We start from the raw sequence: 22,736 nt of genomic DNA on the forward strand, positions 1-22,736 counted from the left end.
TCCGTGGCAATTAGCACCGCGCTGTGGTCCTTCGCCCTCGTCGTAGGGCTCCTCACTCTCACCCCCGGACTCGACACCGCTCTGATCCTGCGCACCTCGGCCCTCGGCCGGCGCAGAAGAGCCTGGGGCGTCGTCCTCGGAATCCAGTCCGGCACCCTGCTGTGGGGTGTGCTCACCTCCCTCGGGGTGACCGCACTCTTCACCGCCTCCCATCTCGCCTATCTGACGCTGCGCTGGGTCGGCGCGGCCTATCTGGTCTGGATGGGCATCCGCATGCTCCGCGACACCTTCCGCGGGCTGCCCGCCGAAGAGGCGGACGACCCCGCCCTCCTGGCCGGCGCGGACTCGTTCGCCGGCGGCTGGCGGCAGGGAGCGCTCACCAACCTCCTCAACCCGAAGATGGGCGCCTTCTACGTCGCCGTCCTGCCCCAGTTCATCCCGGCCGGCAGCAGCCACTTCACGATGGGGCTCCTGCTCGCCTCCGTGCACATCGTCATGGGTCTGGCCTGGTCGACCGTGCTCATCGGCTTCGCCCGGGTGCTGCACGGCTGGCTCCGCAAACCGCAGGCCCGCCGGGTGCTCGACCGGATCACCGGGACCGTCGTCGCCGCCTTCGGCGTCCGGCTGGCGCTCGGCGACTGAGGGGGCTGCCGGGGGACCTCCGGCAGCCTGCGGGTCTCAGGGCAGCACCCGGCAGAGCGCCTCCAGCGCGCCCGACCAGGCGCTGTCGGTGGGGGTCCCGTAGCCGATGACCAGCGCGTCGCGGCCCGGACCGGCGTCCGGGTGCCGAAAGCGGGATATCCCCTCCAGGGCCAGGCCCTGCCAGGCCGCCGCCCGGAGCACCGACGGCTCGGTGCCCTCGGGCAGTTCGAGCACGGCGTGCAGCCCGGCCGCGATGCCGCTGACCCGGACGCCGGGGGCCCGTTCCGCCAGGGCCTCGACGAGCTGGTCGCGGCGGTGCCGGTAGCGCAGCCGCATCGAGCGCACATGCCGGTCGTACGCACCCGACTCGATGAACTCCGCGAGCGTCAGCTGGTCCAGCGCGCTCGACGACCAGTCGCTCATCCCCTTGGCCTCGGTCACCTCGCCCACCAGCGAATCCGGCAGCACCATCCACCCCAGGCGCAGCCCGGGTGCCAGTGATTTGCTCGTCGTGCCCAGGTGCACCACGCGTTCGGGGTCGAGGCCCTGGAGCGCGCCGACCGGCTGCCGGTCGTAGCGGAACTCGCCGTCGTAGTCGTCCTCCAGGATCAGCCCGCCCGTGCCGCGCGCCCAGTCCACGGCCGCGGCCCGCCGGTCGGGGTGGAGCGGCACACCGGTCGGGAACTGGTGCGCGGGCGTCATCAGGACCGCACCCACGCCACGCAGGGCGGCCAGTTCGCCGGTCCGAGCACCGAGTCCGTCGACCGGCAGACAGGGCAGCCGCAGCCCGGCGTCCGCGAGCAGGTTCCGGTGGATGTCCAGCCCGTACGACTCGACGGCCACCTCCCGCACCCGCCGCTTGCGCAGCACCGGCCCCATCAGTTTCAGCGCGTGCACGAAACCGGCGCAGATCATGATCCGCTCCGGGTCCGCGTACACGCCGCGGGCCCGCGCCAGATAGTCGGCGAGCACGGTGCGCAGCTCGATGCGCCCGCGCGGATCGCCGTACCCGAAGGCGTCGTTGGGCGCGGCGGACAGGGCGCGCCGCGACGCCTTGAGCCAGTCGGCCCGCGGGAACGTCGAGAGGTCGGGCGACCCGCCCAGCAGGTTGTGGGCGGGCCGGGACCGTGCCGCGCGGGCCCGTACGGTCCGGCCGGCCGGCGGGCGCGGCTCGGCCCGCTGCGCCACCCTGGTGCCCGAGCCCTGCCGGGCGGTGAGCCATCCCTCGGCGACCAGCTCCGCGTAGGCGTCGGCGACGGTGTTCCGGGCGATGCCCAGGTCGGCGGCGAGGCCGCGGGAGGACGGCAGCCGGGTGCCGGGTGCCAGCCGGCCCGTGCGTACGGCCTCGCGCAGCGCGTCCATGAGCCCGGCCCGCAGCCGCGGCGCCCCGGTCGTCTCAAGATGCAGGTCGGCACCGAAAGTGGCCCATGAATCAGTCATGGAAATGGACCATACCGGTGCGCCATCTGCCGCGTAATGTCGTACCCATGACGACGAACGAGCACAGCCACCCGACCTCCGAGCTCAACCCCGAGCACTCCCCCCGCCTGCAGAACTGGGCCGGGCTCGCGCCCGATGTCTACAAGGCGATGGTCCGGCTGGACGCGGCGTCCCGTAAGGGCCTCGACCCGGTCATCGGGGAGCTGGTGAAGATCCGCGCCTCGCAGCTGAACCACTGCGCGTTCTGCCTCGACATGCACACCAAGGACGCGCTCGCGGCCGGTGAGTCCGTCCAGCGGATCGTCCAGCTCAGCGCCTGGGAGGAGTCGCAGCACTTCTACACGCCCAAGGAGATCGCGGCCATCGAGCTGACCGAGGCCGTGACCGTGCTGACCGACGGCTTCGTGCCGGACGAGGTGTGGGAGAAGGCCGCGAAGCACTTCGACGAGACGGAGCTCGCCCATCTCATCGCCGCGATCACGACGATCAACGCCTGGAACCGCTTCGCCGTGACCACCCGCATGGTCCCCGGCCACTACCAGCCGGGCCAGATCAAGCACTGACCCCCCGCAGGCCCGCACCACGCACCGCCACTCCCCGACACCCGCACAGGAGCCCCGCGTGACCGCATCCGTCCTCCGCGCCCTGCACCACGACCGCACCCCCGGCGACCCGCTGGTCGTTCCCGGCCCGTGGGACGCGGGGAGCGCACGGGTCTTCGTCGAGGCGGGCTTCCTGACGCTCGCCACGCCGAGCGCCGGGGTCGCGGCCTCGCTCGGCTACGAGGACGGGGCGACGCCCGCCGACGAGATGTTCGCGGCCGTGGCCAGGATCGTGCGGGCCGTCCCGGCCTCCGTGCCCGTCTCGGCGGACATCGAGGCGGGGTACGGACTGGCCCCGGCGGAGCTGGTGGAGCGGCTCCTCGAAACCGGGGCCGTCGGCTGCAACCTGGAGGACTCGGCGGACGGCGCCCTCGTGGACGCCGAGCGGCAGGCGGACCGGCTCGCCCGGGTGCGGGCGGCCGCGGGCGACGCGCTCTTCGTCAACGCCCGCGTCGACACCTACGTCCGGGGCGTTCCCGAGGGCACGGACGTGGAGACGGAGACCGTCCGGCGCGCCCTGCTGTACGTGGCGGCGGGCGCGGACTGCGTCTACCCGATCATGGCGCCGCCCGAGGCGTTGCCCGCGCTCGCCGCCGCCGTCCCGGCCCCGCTCAACGTCTTCGCCCGCCCGGACGGCCCGTCCCCGCGCCGGCTGGGCGAGCTGGGCGCCACCCGGATCACCTTCGGCCCCGGGCTCCAGCGCCGGGCGATGGCGGCGGTACGGGAGATCGCGGACGCGCTGCGGGAGGGCTGAGCGACGAGGGCCGAGCGGCAAGGCCCGAGCCACAGGGGCTGAGCGCTCAGGCGCTCCGGCCGCCGAAGGCCGCCAGGGTCCGTTCCAGCATCGGCATCGCCCGCACCACCCGGCGGGAACGGATCAGGGCGTCCCAGGCGGGTTCGAACTTCTTCCAGCCGCCCGAGTACGCCAGGTGCCTGAGCCGTTCGTGGGTGCCGGGCTGGGCGGCCGCGCCGCGCCAGATGTTGGACCACCGGTAGAAGTCGCGGTACGCGCGCCAGTACCCGTCCTCCAGTTGGCGCGGCGTCATGCCCTTCGGGCGGTAGACGACATGGCGGGTGTCGTAGAGGTCCCAGTCCCGGTGGACGATCCGGTCCTCGGCCTCCATCTGTTTCCACAGTCCGGTGGACGGATACGGCGTCATGATGTGGAAGGTGGCCGTCTCGATGCCCTGCTCGACGGCCCACTCCACCGTGCGGTCGAAGACGTCCGGGCCGTCGTGGTCGAGCCCGAAGACGAAGCTGGCGTTGACCATGACCCCGGCGTCGTGGAGCCGGCGGACGGCGGCCGCGTAGTCCTTGCCGATGTTCTGGTCCTTGCGGCGCTCGGCGAGGTTCGCGCTGTTGACGGTCTCGAAGCCGACGAACAGGCTGCGCAGCCCCGCCGCCACGGCCCGCTCCAGCAGATCGGGCTGGAGCACGGACTTCACAGTGCCGGCGGCCTGCCAGAGCCGCCCCATGCCTGCCATCCCGTCGAAGAGCGCCTCGGCGAAGCGCCGGTTGCCGAGCAGATGGTCGTCCAGGAAGTACAGATGTCTGCCGGGCAGCCGCTCGATCTCGGCGAGCGCGTCGTCCACCGCCTGGGTGTAGAAGGACTTCCCGCCCTCGAAGAAGGCGTCCTTGTAACAGAAGTCGCAGTGGTGCGGACAGCCGCGCGAGACCACGATCGAGTTCGGTACAAGATACAGCTGCCGCTTGATCAGATCGCGCCGCACCGGCGGCAGCCCGGCCAGGGTGCGCAGCTTCGAGTCGTACCGGCGGCCCGGCGCCCCCTCGCGGAACTCCTTGAGGAACAGCGGCCAGGTGTCCTCGCCCGGCCCGGTGAAGATCGTGTCGGCGTGGGCGGCGGCCTCGTCCGGGAGCGAGGTCACATGGAGGCCGCCCATGGCGACGTGGACGCCCCGGGCCCGGAAGTGGTCGGCGATCTCGTAGCCGCGCCGGGCGGAGGTGATGTACGGCTGGACGACCAGGAGATCGGGGCTGTCGAGCGCCTCGATGTCCACCCGCTCGACGTGTTCGTCCAGGAGCGTCACCTCGTCGTCCGGGTCGAGGTACCCGGCGAGGGTCGCCAGGCCGAGCGGCGGGAAGAGCGAGTACTTGATGGGGCGGAACAGCGGGCTGGTCGCCTCGGTCAGTGCCGGAAGGATCATCGTCACGCGCATGACAGCGCAGACTCGGGAACGGGTGCGGTCAGTTCCCGGCCACCGCCGCCCGGACATGCCGCCGCCCCCGGCAGCGGTGCGGCCGGGGGCGGCGGGGTACGCCTCGGAGGGCGTACGGATCAGATCAGGCCGAGCTCGCGAACCGCGTCGCGCTCCTCGGTGAGCTCCTTCACCGACGCGTCGATGCGCGCACGGGAGAACTCGTTGATGTCCAGGCCCTGGACGATCTCGTACTTGCCGTCCTTCGTGGTGACCGGGAAGGACGAGATGATGCCCTCGGGCACGCCGTAGGAGCCGTCCGACGGGATACCCATGGAGGTCCAGTCGCCCGCGGCGGTGCCGTTGACCCAGGTGTGCACGTGGTCGATGGCGGCGTTGGCGGCCGAGGCGGCGGAGGACGCGCCACGGGCCTCGATGATCGCGGCGCCGCGCTTGGCGACGGTCGGGATGAAGGTGTCGGCCAGCCAGGCCTCGTCGTTGACGAGCTCGGCGGCGTTCTTGCCGGCGACCTCGGCGTGGAAGATGTCGGGGTACTGGGTCGCCGAGTGGTTGCCCCAGATCGTCAGCTTCTTGATGTCGGAGACGGCGGCACCGGTCTTGGCGGCCAGCTGCGAGATCGCGCGGTTGTGGTCGAGGCGGGTCATCGCGGTGAAGCGCTCGGCCGGAACGTCCGGGGCGGCGGCCTGCGCGATGAGCGCGTTGGTGTTGGCCGGGTTGCCGACGACGAGGACCTTGATGTCGTCCGCGGCGTTGTCGTTGATGGCCTTGCCCTGCGGCTTGAAGATGCCACCGTTGGCGGAGAGCAGGTCGCCGCGCTCCATGCCCTTCGTACGCGGGCGGGCGCCGACCAGCAGCGCGACGTTGGCACCGTCGAACGCCTTGTTGGCGTCGTCGGTGATCTCGATGCCGCGCAGCAGCGGGAAGGCGCAGTCGTCGAGCTCCATCGCGGTGCCCTCGGCGGCCTTCAGACCCTGCGGGATCTCCAGGAGACGCAGGTTGACCGGCACGTCCGGGCCGAGCAGGTGGCCGGAGGCGATGCGGAAGAGCAGCGCGTAGCCGATCTGGCCGGCTGCGCCGGTCACGGTGACATTCACGGGAGTGCGGGTCATGGCGATCTCCGTTAGACAGCTGGCGGTGGGGGTCCCTGCCCCTGGTGCTGGACATCCCTGATCTGAATCTTGATGTGAAGAGATATCCAGCGATCAGGCTATCCGACCCGGAACCCCCGAGCGGCCCTGCCCCCTGTGGCACCGCACACAACCCGTCACACAGCGCTCACCCGGCCGAATCCCGGATCACCCGGGAGGCGGCGGTCCGGCGGTGACCCGGCGGCGGCTCCCCGTACGGACCGCCGTCAGTGCCCCGGCCCGGCCAGCAGCACCACCGCGGCCAGCACCAGCAGCGCGCCGACCACGCCCGCCAGGAGCACGGCCTGCCGTCTCCGGCGGCCGGTGGAGCGGAGGGAGGCAGCGGGGTCACCGGGCGATATCCCCTCGCCGCCCGTGCCACCCGTATCGCCCGTGCCGGGGATCCTGACGCTCAGCACCGTCATGTCCTGGCGCGGCTCGGAACGGCTCCACGCCCGCTCCGCCAGCTCCCACATGGTCGTCAGGTGCGCCTGGCTGGTGCCCGTCGCCTCGGCGAGCGCGACGACCGCCCCCTTCGGCGCGAGCAGCCGCCCGTTGAGATACCGCTCCCACGAGGTCCTGCTGTAGCCCGTGCGGTCGGCCACCGCGGCGATGCTCAGCCCCCTGCGGTCGACGAGCCTGCGCAACTGGCCGGCGAACTCCCTGATCTGCGGATCGAGTTCCTCCGACAGTGCCTTCCAACGAGGCATCGTTCCCCCTTGCCCGGGTCCGGTGATTCTTCCGTTCCGGACTACCCAGGAGCGGGCGCGAACGCGGGGCGGCGGGTCATCGGTACGGGGCGCACAGGGGTGCTCGGAGCCCTGCGCCCCACTGCCTCGCGCCCCCGCTCCCCGCCCCCGGTCCCGGCACTTCGTTGCCGGACGATCACACGGTGGCGGAATGGTCACTTCCGTGCCACAGGCGACAGGCATCCCTTGAACGGCATCACCCCGTCGACCAGGCTGAAGTCCGGACGGGGCAAGGCCGCTCAAGTCACCGCATTCCGGGGCGTTCCGCGTTCCGGAGGGCCCCGTCACCGGTGTCCGTCCCTCCTCGGGGGAGGGGACGGACACCGTTTTCCTTCGTGAGGCGCCTGCATGCGCGAGGCGCCGCCGGCCCTGCGGGCGGGCTCAGCGGATGGTGAAGTGGACCGCCTGTTCCAGGAACGGAATGTCCAGCCACGGCTTGGGCTGCGCCACCAGCGCGAGCATCACGATGAGGAAGCCGAGCAGCCCGTAGGTCACCAGGTCGGTGAAGCGGGAACGTACCGCCAGCATGCCCACCGAAGGCACCACCAGCCGCAGCACGGCGCCCCCGATGAGGGCCGCACCGATCAGCATCGTGCCGACCCGGAACGCCTCGGCGAACGGGTCGACGGCCACGATCAGCAGCCCGATCCCGGCCGTGCAGAGCACGGCGAGCAGCGGCCACTGGCGGGCCGGGGCGGGCGCGTCCCCGGACGCGGCCCTGCCTCCGCCCTCGGGGCGCGCGGTGTCCCGGGTGAGCGACGGGAAGCGCCGCGACGGGCGCGGGGCCGCGCCCGTACCGCCGTCGCCCTCCCCTTCACGGACGTCGCCTTCATGAGCGTCACCGTCACCGGCGTCACGGACGTCGCCTTCATGAGCGTCGCCGTCACCGTCACCGGCGTCACGGACGTCGCCTTCGCGATCGCCGCCGTCGCCGGCACCGGCACCACGGGCGTCGCCGTCACGGTTCGCGGTCCGGTCCGGTGCGGCCGCGTCCGCCGCCTTCTCACCCGTGCCCGGCTCGTCCACCCGGGACGACGCCGCAGGCGTGCCGTCCGCCGCGGCGGACGGGTCGGCCGGACTCGTACCAGCACCCATGGGGTTCCCTCCGGATCGGGTCGGCCGGCTCAGACGGCCGCGGCCGCGTTGCGCTCGGCCGCCTCGACCACGTTGACGAGGAGCTGGGCGCGGGTCATCGGGCCGACACCGCCCGGGTTCGGGGAGAGCCAGGCGGCGACCTCGGCCACGCCCGGGTGGACGTCCCCGACGATCTTGCCGTTCTCGTCCCGGCTGACGCCGACGTCGAGCACGGCGGCGCCCGGCTTCACGTCCTCGGGCTTGATGATGTGGGGCACCCCGGCGGCGGCGACGATGATGTCGGCCTGCTTGAGCTGGGCGGAGAGGTCACGCGTACCGGTGTGGCACTGGGTGACGGTGGCGTTCTCGGACTTACGGGTCAGCAGCAGCGGGATGGAGCGGCCGATGGTGACACCGCGGCCGACGACCACGACGTGCGCCCCGTTGATCTCCACACCGTGGTGGCGGAGCAGCTGGACGACACCCTGCGGGGTGCAGGGCAGCGGGCCGGTCTCGTTCAGCACGAGGCGGCCGAGGTTCATCGGGTGGAGGCCGTCGGCGTCCTTGGCCGGGTCCATCAGCTCCAGGACGCGGTTGGTGTCGATCCCCTTGGGCAGGGGCAGCTGCACGATGTAACCCGTGCACTCGGGGTTGGCGTTGAGCTCCCGTACGACGTCCTCGATCTCCTCCTGGGTGGCGGTGTCGGGGAGTTCGCGCTGGATGGAGGCGATGCCGACCTGCGCGCAGTCGCGGTGCTTGCCGTTCACGTACCACCGGCTGCCCGGGTCGTCCCCGACGAGCAGGGTTCCCAGGCCAGGGGTGATGCCCTGCGCCTTGAGGGCCGCCACGCGGACGGTGAGATCGGACTTGATCGCGGCTGCGGTGGCCTTGCCATCGAGAATCTGGGCAGTCATGTCCCCATACTCGCGGATGACCCCGCCCGCATACCAATTCAGGCCGCGGGCGATGGCGCGATGTTGCACTTGCGCAACAACCAACGTCACGGCTGGACAAACTTACATTCCGCTTATAACGATTATGGCCGCAGTGCCGCAGAAGTACCCGGGGGGCGGACCACTGACTCTTCTTTCCTCCGTGCGGCCGCATCGTCCCCGCACGCACGTTGGAGGAACGCCCAGATGAGTTTCGGCGACCCGAACCCGAATCCGAACAACCCTTACGGCCAGCAGCCGAACCAGCCGCCGCAGGGTCAGCCCGGCTACGGCTACCCGCAGCAGCCCCCGCAGGGTCAGCCGGGCTACGGCTACCCGCAGCAGGGTCAGCCGGCGCAGGGGCAGCCGGGTTACGGCTACCCGCCCCAGCAGCCGGGCGGCACCCTCCAGGCCAACAACGGCTACATAAACGTGCCGGGTCTCGGCACCGTCGAACTCGCCACGATGGGGCGTCGCCTGGGCGCGCGTGCGCTGGACGGCGTCGCGTACGGCATCCTCTACATGATCTTCTCGGCGATCGGCGTCGCGAGCCTGGTGGGCGCCTCGAAGTCCATCGACGACTGCAGCAGCTACTCGTACGGCACCGAGTCCTACAACCAGTGCGTGAACGACGCGGCCAACGCCAGCGTCGGCGTCATCGCGGGCTTCTTCGGCTTCATCGCCGTGTTCGCGCTGATCGCGCTGCTCTACGAGTGGCTGATGGTCTCCATCTGGGGCGCCACGCTCGGCAAGATGGTCCTCAACGTCAAGGTCGTCAAGGAGAGCACCGGCCAGGCCCCCGGCCTGGGTGCGGGCTTCATCCGCTGGATCATCCCGATGGTCGGCTCGCTCTTCTGCGGTCTCGGCACGCTGCTGGTCTACCTCTCCCCCTTCTTCGACAACTCGGGCAAGCTCCAGGGCTGGCACGACCGCGCCGGCAGCACGATCGTCATCAAGACGAAGTAGCCGTGCTGAAGGTGTAACCACCCTCACCGCACTGCGAAGGCCGCCGATCCCCACTCGCTCGTGGGAATCGGCGGCCTTCGTCGTACCCGGGCTGCCCCGGGTACGACTCGTATCAGTGGAAGAAGTGCCGCGTACCCGTGAGGTACATCGTCACGCCCGCCTTCTTCGCGGCCTCGACGACCAGCTCGTCACGGACCGAACCGCCCGGCTGGGCCACGGCCTTGATGCCGGCCGCGGTCAGGATCTCCAGCCCGTCGGGGAAGGGGAAGAACGCGTCGGAGGCGGCGTACGAGCCGCGCGCCCGCTCCTCGCCCGCCCGCTCGACGGCCAGCTTCGCGGAGTCGACCCGGTTGACCTGGCCCATGCCGACGCCGACCGAGGCGCCGCCCTTGGCGAGCAGGATCGCGTTGGACTTGACCGCGCGACAGGCCTTCCACGCGAAGGCGAGCTCCTTCAGCTCGTCCTCGGACAGGGCCTCACCGGTGGCGAGGGTCCAGTTGGCCGGGTCGTCGCCGTCGGCCTGGAGGCGGTCGGTGACCTGGAGCAGCGCGCCGCCGTCGACCGGCTTGACCTCGACCTCGGCGGACGGGGCGTCGGGGCAGCGCAGCACCCGGATGTTCTTCTTGCGGGCCAGGACCTCGACCGCGCCGTCCTCGTACGCCGGGGCGACGATGACCTCGGTGAAGATCTCCGCGACCTGCTCGGCCATCTCGACGGTCACCGGGCGGTTGACGGCGATGACACCGCCGAAGGCCGACAGCGGGTCGCAGGCGTGCGCGTTGCGGTGTGCCTCGGCGACGTCGTCGGCGATCGCGATGCCGCACGGGTTGGCGTGCTTGATGATCGCGACGCACGGCTCGGCGTGGTCGTACGCGGCCCGGCGCGCGGCGTCGGTGTCCGTGTAGTTGTTGTACGACATCTCCTTGCCGTGCAGCTGCTCCGCCTCGGCCAGGCCACCGGTGCCGGAGGTGTAGAGCGCGGCGGGCTGGTGCGGGTTCTCGCCGTACCGGAGCACGTTCTTGCGCTCGTACGTCGCGCCGAAGAAGTCGGGGAAGCCCGAGTCGTCGGCGGCGGCGTAGTCGTCCGCGAACCAGGAGGCCACGGCCACGTCGTACGCGGCGGTGTGCTGGAACGCCTCGGCGGCCAGCCGCTTGCGGGCGGTCAGGTCGAAGCCGCCCGCCGCGACCGCGGCGAGGACGTCGGCGTACCGCTCGGGGCTGGTGACCACGGCCACCGACGGGTGGTTCTTGGCGGCGGCGCGGACCATGGACGGGCCGCCGATGTCGATCTGCTCCACGCACTCGTCGGCCGAGGCGCCGGAGGCGACGGTCTCCTTGAACGGGTAGAGGTTCACGACCACCAGGTCGAACGGCTCCACGCCGAGCTCGGCGAGCTGCTCGCGGTGGGCGTCCAGACGCAGGTCGGCGAGGATTCCGGCGTGGACGCGGGGGTGCAGCGTCTTGACGCGGCCGTCGAGGCACTCGGGGAAGCCGGTGAGCTCCTCGACCTTGGTGACCGGCACCCCGGCTGCGGCGATCCTCCCGGCGGTGGAGCCGGTGGAGACCAGCTCCACACCGGCCTCGTGCAGACCGCGGGCGAGGTCTTCGAGCCCCGTCTTGTCGTAGACACTGACCAGGGCGCGGCGGATGGGCTTATTCACCGACATGACCGAGATGAACCTTTCGTCCCTCAATGCGATAGCCGTCACGGGCGAGCCGCCCCACGGCCTCGACGAGCAGCTTGCGCTCGACTTTCTTGATGCGTTCGTGGAGGGCCGCTTCGCCCTCCGCCGTGTCCTCTTCGGTCACCTCGACCACGCCCTGCGCGATGATCGGACCGGTGTCGACGCCGTCGTCGACGAAGTGGACGGTGCACCCGGTGACCTTCACGCCGTACGCGAGCGCGTCGCGCACTCCGTGGGCACCGGGAAAGCTGGGAAGCAGGGCGGGGTGGGTGTTGATGAACCGGCCGCCGAACCGGGCGAGGAACTCCTTGCCCACGATCTTCATGAATCCGGCGGACACCACGAGGTCGGGGCGGTGCTCGGCCGTCGCGGCCGCGAGCGCCGCGTCCCACTCCTCGCGGGTGGCGTGGTCCTTGACCCGGCACACGAAGGTCGGCAGCCCGGCGCGCTCCGCCCGTTCCAGACCGACGATGCCGGGGCGGTCGGCGCCGACCGCGACGATCCGCGCACCGAAGCCCTCGGGGTCGTCACCGATGGCGTCGAGCAGGGCTTGAAGGTTCGTACCCGAACCGGAGACCAGTACGACCAGGCGTGCGGGGGCGGCGGAAGGGGGCGGGGAGGCCACGGCTGGGCCCTTTCTCGCGTGGTGGTTCTCGCGTGGTGGAGCAGAGCGACGCTGATTTGTATGGTCGTACGAAAGAACTGAGCCCCTCGATACGGGGAACTCTACGAACCAGCCGACCGTCAGCAACGATACCGGCACCTCGGAGGACCCCCACGGGACGGGGGTGGACGGCGGCCGGCCCGGCTCCGGGGAGCGACGGCGGGCCCGGGGGGCGAACCATCGGCTGCCCGGGCCCCGCTCCCAGCTTTCGGCCGCTCCTGGCCGGGAGGTAGCGTCAGGGGACAGCGAACCGTCCACAGGGCGGAAATGACGAGATGGGGAAGACGTTCACCACATGCCGGACCGACGCCGCCGCACCGCCTTCCGCCAGCCGCTGCCCGAGCGGACCTCACTGCTGATGCGGGAGCGCCAGTCCCCCACGGGCTCCTCTTCTCCCTCTTCCTCCTCCGGAGACTCTTCCTCTTCCTCCTCCGGAGTCCCCGACTCGTCCGGGTCCTCGGGCCGGACGGACGAGAACCCCTTCGCCGCTCCCCCCGCGAACCGGCCCGACCAGCCCTGGCAGCCCCGCCGCCCCTCGAACACCGGAAACGGCGACGGGAACGGCGACGGGAACGGTTCCTCCGAGGGCGGCTCCTCCGACGACCGGCCCGCCTGGGGCGGCCAGTGGAGCAGCCGGCAGCCCGGCCGCCAGAGCGGCGGCTTCGGCGGCCGCCCCGGGAACAAGGGCGGTCCGAACGGCCAGGGCGGACCCGAGGGCAGCCCCGGCGGGCTGCGCTGGGACCCGACCGACCCCGCCCAGCGCCGCGCGCGCTACGCGCTGCTCGGTGGCATGTGGGCCTTCTTCTTCGCCCTCTTCGACTTCCCCGAGATCGCCCTGCTGCTCGGCGCGCTCTCCGTGTACTGGGCGATCAGCGCGCTGCGGTCGAAGCCGAAGAGCGCGTCCGCCGCGGCGGCCGACGGCTCCGGCCAGGCGTCCGCCGCTGCCCGGGCGACCGGTGCCGCCGCTCCCGGGCGGGTTCCGCCGGCCGGGGCCGCGCCGGGTGCCCCCGCCGCTCCGGCCGGTGGCCGGCAGCAGACCACGGCCGCGGTGAGCGGCCTGGTGACGGCGCTGCTCGCGCTCTCGATCGTCGCGACGACCTACACGGTGCAGCTGGTCTACCGCGACTACTACACCTGCGTGAACGACGCCCTGACCAAGACCGGGCAGCTGTCCTGCAACGACCTGCTGCCGAAGCCGCTGGAGCCCTTCTTCGGGGTCAAGAACTAGAGCGCCGCGCGCCTCGGGCGTTCAGCTGTTTCCGGACGGCCCGGCCCCCTCGGGCCGGGCCGTCCGCTCGTGCCAGGGGTCGGTCGGCAGGAAGTCGTACGGCTCGAAGCTCTCGTCCCGGTCCGGAACGGACAGCCGGGCGGCAGGCGGCGCCACGGGCGTCGACGCCGCCGCGGCGGGAGCGGGACGGGAGGCGGGAGCTCCTGCGGACGCGGCGTCGGGCTCGCTCCCCGGTGCCGCCCCTGCCGCATCACCGCCGCCCCGGCGCCCGGGCCACAGCCACCACCGCCGGTCACTGTCGTGCGATGCGCGCGACGTTGCCTCGTGGGCGGGGGCCTGAACCCGGGCCTGGGCGTGGACGGAGACGGACACCGGCGCCGGGACCGGCTCCGGCTGCGGGTTCCCGGCCGCCTCCCCTTCCTCGTCCGTGGAGGCGCCGGGCTCCCGCAGCCGCCAGGCCCTGAGCAGCAGCGCGCCGGGGACACCGAGCAGCGCCGTCCACGCCAGGGCCGCCGCACCCGTGAGCCACCACACCGGCCCGAACTCCGCCAGCGCCCGGGTGCCGAGCGGCCCCCCGGCGGCCGCCGCCAGCACCGCCGTACCGGCCCCGCACCCCACCGCCGCCAGGGCCGCCGCCAGCGCGGTCTCCCGCGGGCTCCAGGCGTCCTCCCGCGCGGCGCCCGGCGGCGCGGCCCGCCGTACGGTGAACCAGGCGACCGTCGCCCCGGCCGCGACCGGCACCGCGACGGCCGACCAGTTCAGGACCGTCCCCGGGCCCTCGGCGGGCAGCGCGGCGAGCAGCGGGAATCCGGGCAGCGCCGGGCGCCCCGAGAAGGCGAGCGGGGTGACCGTGGACGCCGTACCGAGGGCGAAGCCCGGCCCGAGCCCGTACGCCGCACCCCACACCGCCGCGTTCGGCACCAGCACCAGCGCGAGCAGGAAGACCGAGACCCGGCCCGCCCAGTCGCCCGCGAGCCGGACGAACGACTCCTGGGCGGGGTGCGCGTGCCACATCAGCGCCACCGCGACGAGCAGCGCTCCGCCGCCGAGCAGCACCGACACCCCGGCCGCCGCCGTCCGGCACACCGTCCCCGCTTGCTCCCTGAACCGGCCGCGCGCCAGCGCCTCGTGCAGGCTCACCGGCGCCCAGGACGGCGGCGGACCGACCGGTCGCCCGGCCGCCGTCCAGACCCCGGCGGCTGCCGCGCCTGCCACCACGAGGGCGGCCGGGAAGAGCAGCGACGGCAGGTGCGCGGACAGTGGACCGCCCCGCCCGTAGTACGCGACGGCCGCCCCGACCAGCAGATATCCGGTGACGACCATGGCGAACGCCCCCGCCGCCGAGGGGACCGGGCGTCCCTCCTCGGGCACCAGGACGTCCCGCGCCGCACGGTGCACCAGCCACACCGGCACCACGGCGAGCAGCAGCGGAACGAGGCCCACCGGGGCGGGGACCCCGCTGAGCGTGTCGGCTCTGATCAGCTCCGCGCCGTGGGCGATCAGCCAGAGCCCGGCCGCCGCGTGGAGCGCGCCGCCGGGGCTGCTGTCGGAGGCGGGGGAGCTGATCCACAGCGCCAGGACGAGGACGGTGATCGAGCCCACTCCCAGCCCGGCCGCAACCGCTCCACGCAAAAGGGCGAACGCCAGCACAGCGGGCCGGCCCTGCTCGGCCGACAACGACGGGCTGCTTCCGGTCACTTGGGTCACCCGGCCATGCTCCCAACGACACGCGCCTATTCCGCGTAACAGGCGAATGGTCGCTGTGTCGCTCAATATACGTTTATGTACTTTTCCACCCAGTGCAGCCCCGCCGGGGGTCCTTCATGACGCAGAGCTCGACCGATACAGCCTCTGCGCACCCGCTCCCCTCCCCCAAGGAGCGACGCAGACTGCGTGAGGCGAAGTCACTGAGTGAAGAGCAGGTCGCGGCGGCCGTGGGCGTCACGCGCGCCACGGTCCGGTCCTGGGAGACCGGTCGCACCACTCCCCGCGGGCGGAAACGCGAGGCATACGCCAGGCTGATCAGCAGTGGCCGGCCCAGCCCGCAGGCCACACCACCGAGCACCCGGACCAAACCGGGCGCCCCGAACACCCGGCCGAAGGCCGCCGTCAAACGTGCGGCCCGACCGGCGGCGCCGAAGACGGTCGCGAGGCTCTCCAAGCCGGTGACGTCGACGAAGCCGCCGTCGCGTCCGCCGACCCCCGTCGAAGCCACCGGGAGCACCGCAATGGCCCCGACCGAGCCCGGCACCACCCCCGATCTGCCCGGCACATCCGCGATGCCCGAACCGGCCCCGGCGGCCGAGGCCGCCGAACCCTCCGGCGTACTCTCCCCCGACGGGCTCTCCCCGGACGAGGCATTCGATGCCCTGTACAAACACTGCGCCGCCGCACTGTTCCGCCAGACGTTCCTGCTGACCGGGCGCCGGAACCTCTCCCGGGAGTCCGTCGCACGGGCTTTCGCGCTGGCCTGGGAGCGCTGGCCCGAGGTCGCGGTCGACCGGGACCCGGTGGGCTGGGTGCGGGCCGCCGCGTACGAGTTCGCCATGTCGCCCTGGCACCGGCTGCGCCGCACCCACCGCCGGCTCGACCCGCCACCCGCCGATCCGGGGCCGCGGGCGCTGCTCGACGCGCTGCTGGAGCTGCCGCCCTCGTACCGCCGCACCCTGCTGCTCTACGACGGCGTCGGCCTGGATCTGCCGGAGACCGCGGCGGAGACGGAGGCGAGCACTCCGGCGGCGGCGGGCAGGCTGATGAACGCGCGTGCCGCGGTCACCGAGCGGCTGCCCGAACTGGCGCAGGACTCGTCGCCCGCCGAGCAGTCGGCGCTGCTGCACGAACGGCTCGGGGCGCTGGCCCTGGCCCAGCCCTCCGACTCGCTGCCCCCGCCCGCCGTGATCCGCACGGACAGCGAGCGCAGGGCCCAGCTGTGGACCCGGGCGGCCATCTCGTTCACGGTGCTGATCATCGGGCTGACGCTGTTCACGCTGGGCACCGCCCCGACGCGGTACGAGACCCCGGAGTCACCCGCCCAGCAGGTCGGCGGGGTGCCGCCGCGGGGCGGTCCGCAGAAGCTGACGCCGCAGGACCTCAAGCTGCAGAAGCGGCTCGACGGCGAGCTCGTGCAGGGCCCGGCGCGGCTGGTACCCGACGTCGGCTGAACTGCTCCGGAGCGGCGGAGAAACCGGAACGGCGCGGGTCCGTACCCCTTGATCGGGTACGGACCCGCGCCGTCTGTGCGGTGACGCGATACTGCGTGCGGCGGTACTGCGCCGACGCGGTGGAGCGATCAGGCGCCGAGGATCTCGCGGGCCAGCTTGGCGGTCTCGGTCGGCGTCTTGCCGACCTTGACGCCGGCGGCCTCAAGGGCCTCCTTCTTCGCCTGGGCGGTGCCGGAGGAGCCGGAGACGATGGCGCCGGCGTGGCCCATGGTCTTGCCCTCGGGGGCGGTGAAGCCCGCGACGTAGCCGACGACCGGCTTGGTGACGTTGGCCTTGATGAAGTCGGCCGCACGCTCCTCGGCGTCGCCGCCGATCTCGCCGATCATCACGATCAGGTCGGTCTCGGGGTCGGCCTCGAACGCCGCGAGGGCGTCGATGTGCGTCGTACCGATGACCGGGTCGCCACCGATGCCGACGGCGGACGAGAAGCCGATGTCACGGAGCTCGTACATCATCTGGTAGGTCAGCGTGCCGGACTTGGACACGAGACCGATGCGGCCGGGCTTGGTGATGTCGCCCGGGATGATGCCGGCGTTGGACTGACCGGGGGTGATCAGGCCGGGGCAGTTCGGGCCGATGATCCGGGTCTTGTTGCCCTTCGAACCGGCGTACGCCCAGAAGGCGGCCGAGTCGTGGACGGCGATGCCCTCGGTGATGACGACCGCGAGGGGGATCTCGGCGTCGATCGCCTCGACGACGGCGGCCTTCGCGAAGGCCGGCGGGACGAAGAGGACGGACACGTTCGCGCCGGTCTTCTCCATCGCCTCGGCGACGGAGCCGAAGACCGGTACCTCGGTGCCGTCGAAGTCGACGGAGGTGCCGGCCTTGCGCGGGTTCACGCCGCCGACGATGTTGGTGCCGTCGGCGAGCATGAGCTTGGTGTGCTTCATGCCGGTGGCACCGGTCATCCCCTGGACGATGACCTTGCTGTCCTTGGTGAGGAAGATAGCCATGCTGTTGGAGTCCCTCGTCCCTTACTTCGCAGCCGCGGCGAGCTCGGCAGCCTTGTCGGCCGCGCCGTCCATGGTGTCCACGCGCTGAACCAGCGGGTGGTTGGCGTCGGAAAGGATCTTGCGACCCAGCTCCGCGTTGTTGCCGTCGAGGCGCACGACCAGCGGCTTGGTGACTTCCTCGCCCTTGGACTTGAGCAGCGCGAGCGCCTGGACGATGCCGTTGGCGACCTCGTCGCACGCGGTGATGCCACCGAAGACGTTGACGAAGACGGACTTGACGTCCGGGTCGCCGAGGATGATCTCCAGGCCGTTCGCCATGACCTCGGCGGAGGCGCCGCCACCGATGTCGAGGAAGTTGGCGGGCTTCACGTTGCCGTGGTTCTCACCGGCGTACGCGACGACGTCCAGCGTCGACATGACCAGACCGGCACCGTTTCCGATGATGCCGACCTCGCCGTCGAGCTTGACGTAGTTGAGGTTCTTGGCCTTGGCGGCAGCCTCAAGCGGGTTGGCTGCGGCCTTGTCCTCAAGGGCCTCGTGCTCGGGCTGACGGAAGTCGGCGTTCTCGTCGAGAGACACCTTGCCGTCCAGCGCGAGGATGCGGCCGTCCTTGGTCTTCACCAGCGGGTTGACCTCGACGAGGAGGGCGTCCTCGGCGACGAAGGTGTCCCACAGGGTCACCAGGGCCTCGGCCACACCCTCGGCCACGTCGGCCGGGAACTTCGCCTGGGCCACGATCTCGCGGGCCTTGACGATGTCGACCCCGTCGACGGCGTTGACCGGGACCTTCGCGAGGGCCTCGGGGGTCTTCTCCGCGACCTCCTCGATGTCCATGCCGCCCTGCACCGAGGCCATGGCCAGGAAGGTGCGGTTGGTGCGGTCGAGGAGGTACGAGACGTAGTACTCCGCCTCGATCTCCGGGGAGAGCTCGGCGATCATCACCTTGTGGACCGTGTGGCCCTTGATGTCCATGCCGAGGATGTCGGTCGCGCGGGCGACCGCCTCGTCGGGGGTGGCGGCCAGCTTGACGCCGCCGGCCTTGCCACGGCCGCCGACCTTCACCTGCGCCTTGACGACAGACTTGCCGCCCAGCCGCTCGGTCGCCTCGCGGGCTGCCTCAGGCGTGTCGATGACTTCACCGGCCAGCACCGGTACACCGTGCTTGGCGAAGAGGTCCCTCGCCTGGTACTCGAACAGGTCCACGCGCGTCCGTCCCTTAATCAATGGTCTCGCGGTTCGTTTTCTGCGTGGGCGTGCCGCGAGGGGCAACGTGACTGCTCTGTCACTAGGAAGGCGCACACGGTGACCCGGGGTACGCGGCATGTCCATCTCGCAGGTTATCCCCGAGCTCCGCAGGACCCTAAATCACAGATCACACCTGAGCGGTGATTACGGTCACAGATCACGCCGGTGGCGGGTCGTGACGACCCGAACGGGGGTGCGCGGTGCCGCGGCAGCAGGCCGCGGCGGCACCGCGCGCCCCCGGCTCACCGATGGGCGTCCATGTCCGGAACGGGGAGCGGCCGCTTCTCGACGGCCGCCGCCATCACCTCCGGGAAGAGGTCCGGGGTGCACGCGAAGGCCGGTGCGCCCAGCGCCCCGAGCGCCGCCGCGTGGTCGCGGTCGTAGGCGGGCGCGCCCTCGTCGGACAGCGCGAGCAGTGTCACGAACTGCACACCGGAGGCCTTCATCGCGGCGACCCGCTTCAGCATCTCGTTGCGTATGCCGCCCTCGTAGAGGTCGCTGATGAGTACGACCACGGTGTCGGCGGGGCGGGTGATCCTCGACTGGCAGTAGGAGAGCGCGCGGTTGATGTCGGTGCCACCGCCGAGCTGGGTGCCGAAGAGCACGTCCACGGGGTCGTCGAGCTGGTCGGTGAGGTCGACCACCGCCGTGTCGAAGACGACGAGCCTCGTCCGCAGGGTGCGCATGGACGCGAGCACCGCGCCGAAGACGGAGGCGTAGACGACGGAGGCGGCCATCGAGCCCGACTGGTCGATGCAGAGGATGACGTCCTTCTTCACGGACCGGGCGGCCCGCCCGTAGCCGATGAGCCGCTCGGGGACGACGGTGCCGTACTCGGGGAGGTAGTTCTTGAGGTTGGCCCGGATGGTGCGGTCCCAGTCGATGTCGTGGTGACGGGGCCGGTCGATCTTCGCCGAGCGGTCCAGCGCGCCGGTGAGCGTGGCCCGGGTACGGGCGGCGAGCCGCTTCTCCAGGTCCTCGACGACCTTGCGCACGACCGCTCTCGCGGTCTCCTTCGTCGTCTCGGGCATGGCCTTGTTGAGCGAGAGGAGCGTGCCCACGAGATGGACGTCGGCCTCGACCGCCTCCAGCATCTCCGGTTCCAGGAGGAGCGCGGCGAGCCCCAGCCGGTCGATCGCGTCGCGCTGCATGACCTGGACGACGGAACTGGGGAAGTACGTGCGGATGTCGCCGAGCCAGCGGGCCACGGAGGGGGCGGAGGCCCCGAGTCCGGCCGCGCGGCTGTTCCTGCCCCGGCCGCCCTGTTTGCCTCCGTCGCCGTACAGCGCGGTCAGTGCGCCGTCCATCGCGGCGTCCCGGCCGGTGAGGGTGCAGCCGGTGCTCTCGGCGCTGTCCCCGCCCAGCACCAGCCGCCACCGCCGCAGCCGCTCGCCGCTCGCCGGGCCGGACGGAGGCGTGGTGCCGGTCGTGTTCGTGGTCATCCCGTTGCCCCCAGCGGTTCCTCGACGTTCGCGGCTCTTCCGGCCCGCCCGGACCGGGCATCGCCGTCCGGACCCGGATCGTTGTGCAGTCCGAGCAGCAGGCGCAGCACCGGCTCGACCGCGTCGGCGCGGGCCTCGTCCAGCCCCTGGCCGAATCCGGGGGCCGGCGCCCCGGCCCCGGCGCCCGTACCCGTGGCCGCCGGCCCTCCGGCGGACGGGCCTCGCCGCACCAGCTCGCCCAGGGTGCGCCGTACGCCCGCTTCGTACGCGGAGAACGTGCGCCGCAGCAGTGGCAGCACATCGGCGAACCGGTCGGCGGGCACTCCGGTGAGCCAGGCGTCGACCAGGCCGAGGAGCCGCTCGTCGTGGACGAGCAGCATGCCGCCGCCGGCGGCTCCGCCGACGAACCCCTCGATCCACTCCGCGGCGTCGGCCGGGGGTGTGCCGGGCGAGAGGGCCAGGCCCATCAGCCGTGCCGCGTCGTCCTCCGCGAGCCGTCCTTCGTCGAGCAGCAGGCGGGTCGCGCGCCCCCGGATGACTCCGGCGACCGTGTCCCGGGCGGCGAGCTTGTGCAGTACGGCCGTCCAGCGCCCGCGCAGTCCGCCCGTGTCCGCGTTCGTGCTGGTGCCCGTTCCGGTGTCCGCGTCCGTGTCCGTGTCCGTATCCGCGTTCGCGTTCGCGTTCGTGCTGGTGTCCGCGTCCGTGCCGGTTTCTGTGCTCGTGTCCGTGGCCGGGCCGGGGTTCGCCGGTGCTGCCCCGGTGAGGAGTCCGATCGCGGTGTGGACCGCGTCCACCCGGCCGCGTAGTTCGGCGGCACCGTCGGCGTCGAGCCCGGTGCAGGCGGGCGGCAGCCCGACGCAGATCCGCTCGGCGAGCCCGGCCGCGACCCCGGCCAGCGCGGCGGTGTCCGTGGAGCGCACGTCTCCGTAGCGCAGGGTGCGGGCCAGCGCGGGCAGCGCGTCGGCGAGACGGCCGACGTCGGAGTCGAGCGCGGCGCGGTCGGCGAGGGCCCGCATCACCACGGGGAGCGCGTCGGGCAGTTCGGCCAGGAGGCACTGCTCGGCGAGGGCCGTGACCTCGGCGAGCGCGGTCGCCGAGGCCGCCTGCGCCCCGGCCTTGGCGGTGGCCGCGGAGAGCACAGTGGTGCCCCAGGTCCCGGCCTCCGCGACCTGTACGTACAGCTCGGGCTCCCAGCGCAGCCGCCAGCTCTCCCGGAAGGTGCCGGTGCTCGCCCGGCCGGCGGCGGGCTCGCCCCAGCCGACGGCGAGAATGCGCAGCCGGTGCAGCAGCCTGCTGCGGGCCGCGTCGTTGTCCTTGCGCAGGTCGAGCTCCAGCTCCCGCTCCTGCGCCTCCGGCTTGAGCCGGAGCGTGCGCTGCTGACGGGTGAGATCGCGTTGCAGGGGTACGGCGGGGGCGGTGTCCGGGACTTCACCGAGGGCCTCGCCGACGATCAGCCGGTCCTGGACGAGCGCGAGCGGCACATCGGAGCCTTCGCACATCACGGCACGGATCGCGTCCGTCGTCTCGCCCAGCCCGGCCAGCGGGCGGCCACGCATGGCGGCCAACGTCTCGGCGAGCCGGACGGCCTCGATGACATGGGCGGACGACACGAACCGGTCCTCGTCGCGCATGAGTCCGGCGACCTTGGTCATCCACCGCTCGATGGGGCGGTCCGGGGCGTCGAAGAGGTGTCCGTACCAGCCGGGCGAGTCGATGCCCGCGCCGTAACCGCTGTGCCGGGCGAGCCGCCGGTGCGACCAGGGCACCCAGGTCAGCTCGGCCTTGACCTTGGGCAGCCCCTTGAGCAGGGCGCGGTCGGCGGTGAGCGTGGTCCTCGTGCCGAGCGCGGGTACGTGCCAGGCACCGCAGACGACCGCGATGTCGTCGCCGAACTCCTTCACGGCCTTGCGCAGTTGAATGCGCATGTGCGCCTCGCGGACGGCGTCACGGGGATGGCCGCCGTCCCCGTACACCTCGCGCAGGGCGGTCATCGCCTCGGCGAGGGCGGCGAACGGTGCCCGCGGGTCGACGGCCTCGCCGTCCCGGGTGCGGTGTTCGACGACGTCCTCCCACCAGCGCTCCGGGTCGTCGTAGCCCGCCGTACGGGCGAGCACACCGATGGGGTCGATCGGGGCCCGCGCGGCCGGGCCCTCCGCCCCCTCCTCACCGTCCGCTCCCTCGTCCTCCTCGGCTCCCCCGTCCTCGTGACCTTCCCCGTTCCCTTGCGTCATGGCCAGGGAGTTGGCTGCGGGCAGGTCGATGAACCGGACCGGGACACCGTGTTCAAGGGCCCAGCGGATCGCGATCCACTCGGGCGAGAACGAGGCCAGCGGCCAGAACGCCGCCTGCCCCGGGTCGTCGACGGCGTGGGCGAGCAGCGCGACCGGGGGCCGCATCCGCTCGTCGGCCGCCAGCGGCAGCAGTGCGTCGGCCTCCGGCGGCCCTTCCACGAGCACGGCTTGCGGGCGGGCGGCGTCCAGCGCGGCGCGGACGGCGCGGGCCGAGCCCGGTCCGTGGTGCCGCACCCCCAGCAGCAGCGGTCCCGCAGGGCGCTCGGCCCGGGTCATTTCGTCCTGGGTCGTTTCGGCCC

The 22,736-nt window shown here is 72.3% G+C and carries 18 protein-coding genes and 1 pseudogene; 6 read left to right on the forward strand and 13 right to left on the reverse strand.

Annotated features, from left to right (window positions below; genetic code table 11):
- Positions 1-3 precede the first annotated feature (3 nt).
- Positions 4-642: a LysE family translocator gene (locus EES42_RS04970; protein ID WP_124716843.1), complete on the forward strand. Its 639-nt coding sequence runs from the start codon at positions 4-6 to the stop codon at positions 640-642.
- 36 nt (positions 643-678) lie between these two features.
- Here EES42_RS04970 and EES42_RS04975 read toward each other — a convergent pair whose 3' ends face one another.
- Complete coding sequence (locus tag EES42_RS04975; protein WP_124716844.1) at positions 679-2,082, reverse strand: MocR-like pyridoxine biosynthesis transcription factor PdxR; 1,404 nt, start codon at positions 2,080-2,082, stop codon at positions 679-681.
- A gap of 47 nt (positions 2,083-2,129) precedes the next feature.
- Between EES42_RS04975 and EES42_RS04980 the strand changes: the two genes are divergently transcribed.
- Both EES42_RS04980 and EES42_RS04985 read left to right on the forward strand, forming a co-directional pair.
- On the forward strand, positions 2,130-2,645 hold the full coding sequence (locus EES42_RS04980) for a carboxymuconolactone decarboxylase family protein (protein WP_124716845.1): 516 nt from the start codon (positions 2,130-2,132) through the stop codon (positions 2,643-2,645).
- A 58-nt stretch (positions 2,646-2,703) separates the two neighbouring features.
- A complete protein-coding gene (locus EES42_RS04985; RefSeq protein WP_124716846.1) occupies positions 2,704-3,438 on the forward strand; it encodes an isocitrate lyase/PEP mutase family protein in 735 nt (244 codons plus the stop codon).
- A gap of 46 nt (positions 3,439-3,484) precedes the next feature.
- Here EES42_RS04985 and EES42_RS04990 read toward each other — a convergent pair whose 3' ends face one another.
- From EES42_RS04990 to EES42_RS05010, 5 genes and pseudogenes are all read right to left on the reverse strand, one after another.
- Entirely contained in the window at positions 3,485-4,861 is a 1,377-nt protein-coding gene (locus tag EES42_RS04990) for a B12-binding domain-containing radical SAM protein (RefSeq protein ID WP_124716847.1), read from the reverse strand.
- Between the two features lie 119 nt (positions 4,862-4,980).
- A complete protein-coding gene (locus EES42_RS04995; RefSeq protein ID WP_124716848.1) occupies positions 4,981-5,970 on the reverse strand; it encodes a malate dehydrogenase in 990 nt (329 codons plus the stop codon).
- Between the two features lie 419 nt (positions 5,971-6,389).
- Positions 6,390-6,698 (reverse strand): annotated as a pseudogene (locus tag EES42_RS05000) (helix-turn-helix transcriptional regulator); the annotation flags it as partial.
- Between the two features lie 420 nt (positions 6,699-7,118).
- Positions 7,119-7,832, reverse strand: a complete 714-nt coding sequence (locus tag EES42_RS05005; RefSeq protein ID WP_124716849.1) for a DUF3017 domain-containing protein — start codon at positions 7,830-7,832, stop codon at positions 7,119-7,121.
- Positions 7,833-7,861: 29 nt separating this feature from the next.
- Complete coding sequence (locus EES42_RS05010; RefSeq protein ID WP_124716850.1) at positions 7,862-8,725, reverse strand: bifunctional methylenetetrahydrofolate dehydrogenase/methenyltetrahydrofolate cyclohydrolase; 864 nt, start codon at positions 8,723-8,725, stop codon at positions 7,862-7,864.
- Positions 8,726-8,950: 225 nt separating this feature from the next.
- Here EES42_RS05010 and EES42_RS05015 point away from each other — a divergent pair, with 225 nt between their 5' ends.
- Positions 8,951-9,709: an RDD family protein gene (locus EES42_RS05015; protein WP_124716851.1), complete on the forward strand. Its 759-nt coding sequence runs from the start codon at positions 8,951-8,953 to the stop codon at positions 9,707-9,709.
- Positions 9,710-9,821: 112 nt separating this feature from the next.
- Here the strand turns inward: EES42_RS05015 and purH are convergent, their stop codons facing one another.
- The gene (purH, locus tag EES42_RS05020; protein WP_124716852.1) at positions 9,822-11,375 is read right to left on the reverse strand and encodes a bifunctional phosphoribosylaminoimidazolecarboxamide formyltransferase/IMP cyclohydrolase; all 1,554 of its coding nucleotides are present in this window, start codon (positions 11,373-11,375) and stop codon (positions 9,822-9,824) included.
- A complete protein-coding gene (purN, locus tag EES42_RS05025) occupies positions 11,362-12,018 on the reverse strand; it encodes a phosphoribosylglycinamide formyltransferase (RefSeq protein WP_124716853.1) in 657 nt (218 codons plus the stop codon). The genes purH and purN overlap by 14 nt, the downstream gene beginning before the upstream one ends.
- A 334-nt stretch (positions 12,019-12,352) precedes the next feature.
- On the opposite strand from purN, the gene EES42_RS05030 reads away from it, so the two are divergent.
- On the forward strand, positions 12,353-13,285 hold the full coding sequence (locus EES42_RS05030) for a hypothetical protein (protein WP_124716854.1): 933 nt from the start codon (positions 12,353-12,355) through the stop codon (positions 13,283-13,285).
- A 21-nt stretch (positions 13,286-13,306) separates the two neighbouring features.
- Here the strand turns inward: EES42_RS05030 and EES42_RS05035 are convergent, their stop codons facing one another.
- Positions 13,307-14,983 (reverse strand): cell division protein PerM, encoded by a 1,677-nt coding sequence (locus EES42_RS05035; RefSeq protein ID WP_124716855.1) that lies wholly within the window; start codon positions 14,981-14,983, stop codon positions 13,307-13,309.
- 125 nt (positions 14,984-15,108) lie between these two features.
- On the opposite strand from EES42_RS05035, the gene EES42_RS05040 reads away from it, so the two are divergent.
- Positions 15,109-16,446 (forward strand): helix-turn-helix domain-containing protein, encoded by a 1,338-nt coding sequence (locus EES42_RS05040; RefSeq protein ID WP_124716856.1) that lies wholly within the window; start codon positions 15,109-15,111, stop codon positions 16,444-16,446.
- 128 nt (positions 16,447-16,574) lie between these two features.
- Here EES42_RS05040 and sucD read toward each other — a convergent pair whose 3' ends face one another.
- The 4 genes from sucD to EES42_RS05060 form a co-directional block, all read right to left on the reverse strand.
- Positions 16,575-17,459, reverse strand: coding sequence for a succinate--CoA ligase subunit alpha (gene sucD / locus EES42_RS05045; protein ID WP_124716857.1), 885 nt, complete (start codon positions 17,457-17,459; stop codon positions 16,575-16,577).
- Between the two features lie 21 nt (positions 17,460-17,480).
- Positions 17,481-18,662 (reverse strand): ADP-forming succinate--CoA ligase subunit beta, encoded by a 1,182-nt coding sequence (sucC, locus tag EES42_RS05050; RefSeq protein ID WP_124716858.1) that lies wholly within the window; start codon positions 18,660-18,662, stop codon positions 17,481-17,483.
- 284 nt (positions 18,663-18,946) lie between these two features.
- Entirely contained in the window at positions 18,947-20,146 is a 1,200-nt protein-coding gene (locus tag EES42_RS05055) for a VWA domain-containing protein (protein WP_124716859.1), read from the reverse strand.
- Positions 20,143-22,713 (reverse strand): DUF5682 family protein, encoded by a 2,571-nt coding sequence (locus EES42_RS05060; protein WP_241196288.1) that lies wholly within the window; start codon positions 22,711-22,713, stop codon positions 20,143-20,145. Before EES42_RS05060 ends, EES42_RS05055 begins: the two co-directional genes overlap by 4 nt.
- Positions 22,714-22,736 lie beyond the last annotated feature (23 nt).

Source organism: Streptomyces sp. ADI95-17, from assembly GCF_003846175.1.
Taxonomy (GTDB): domain Bacteria; phylum Actinomycetota; class Actinomycetes; order Streptomycetales; family Streptomycetaceae; genus Streptomyces; species Streptomyces sanglieri.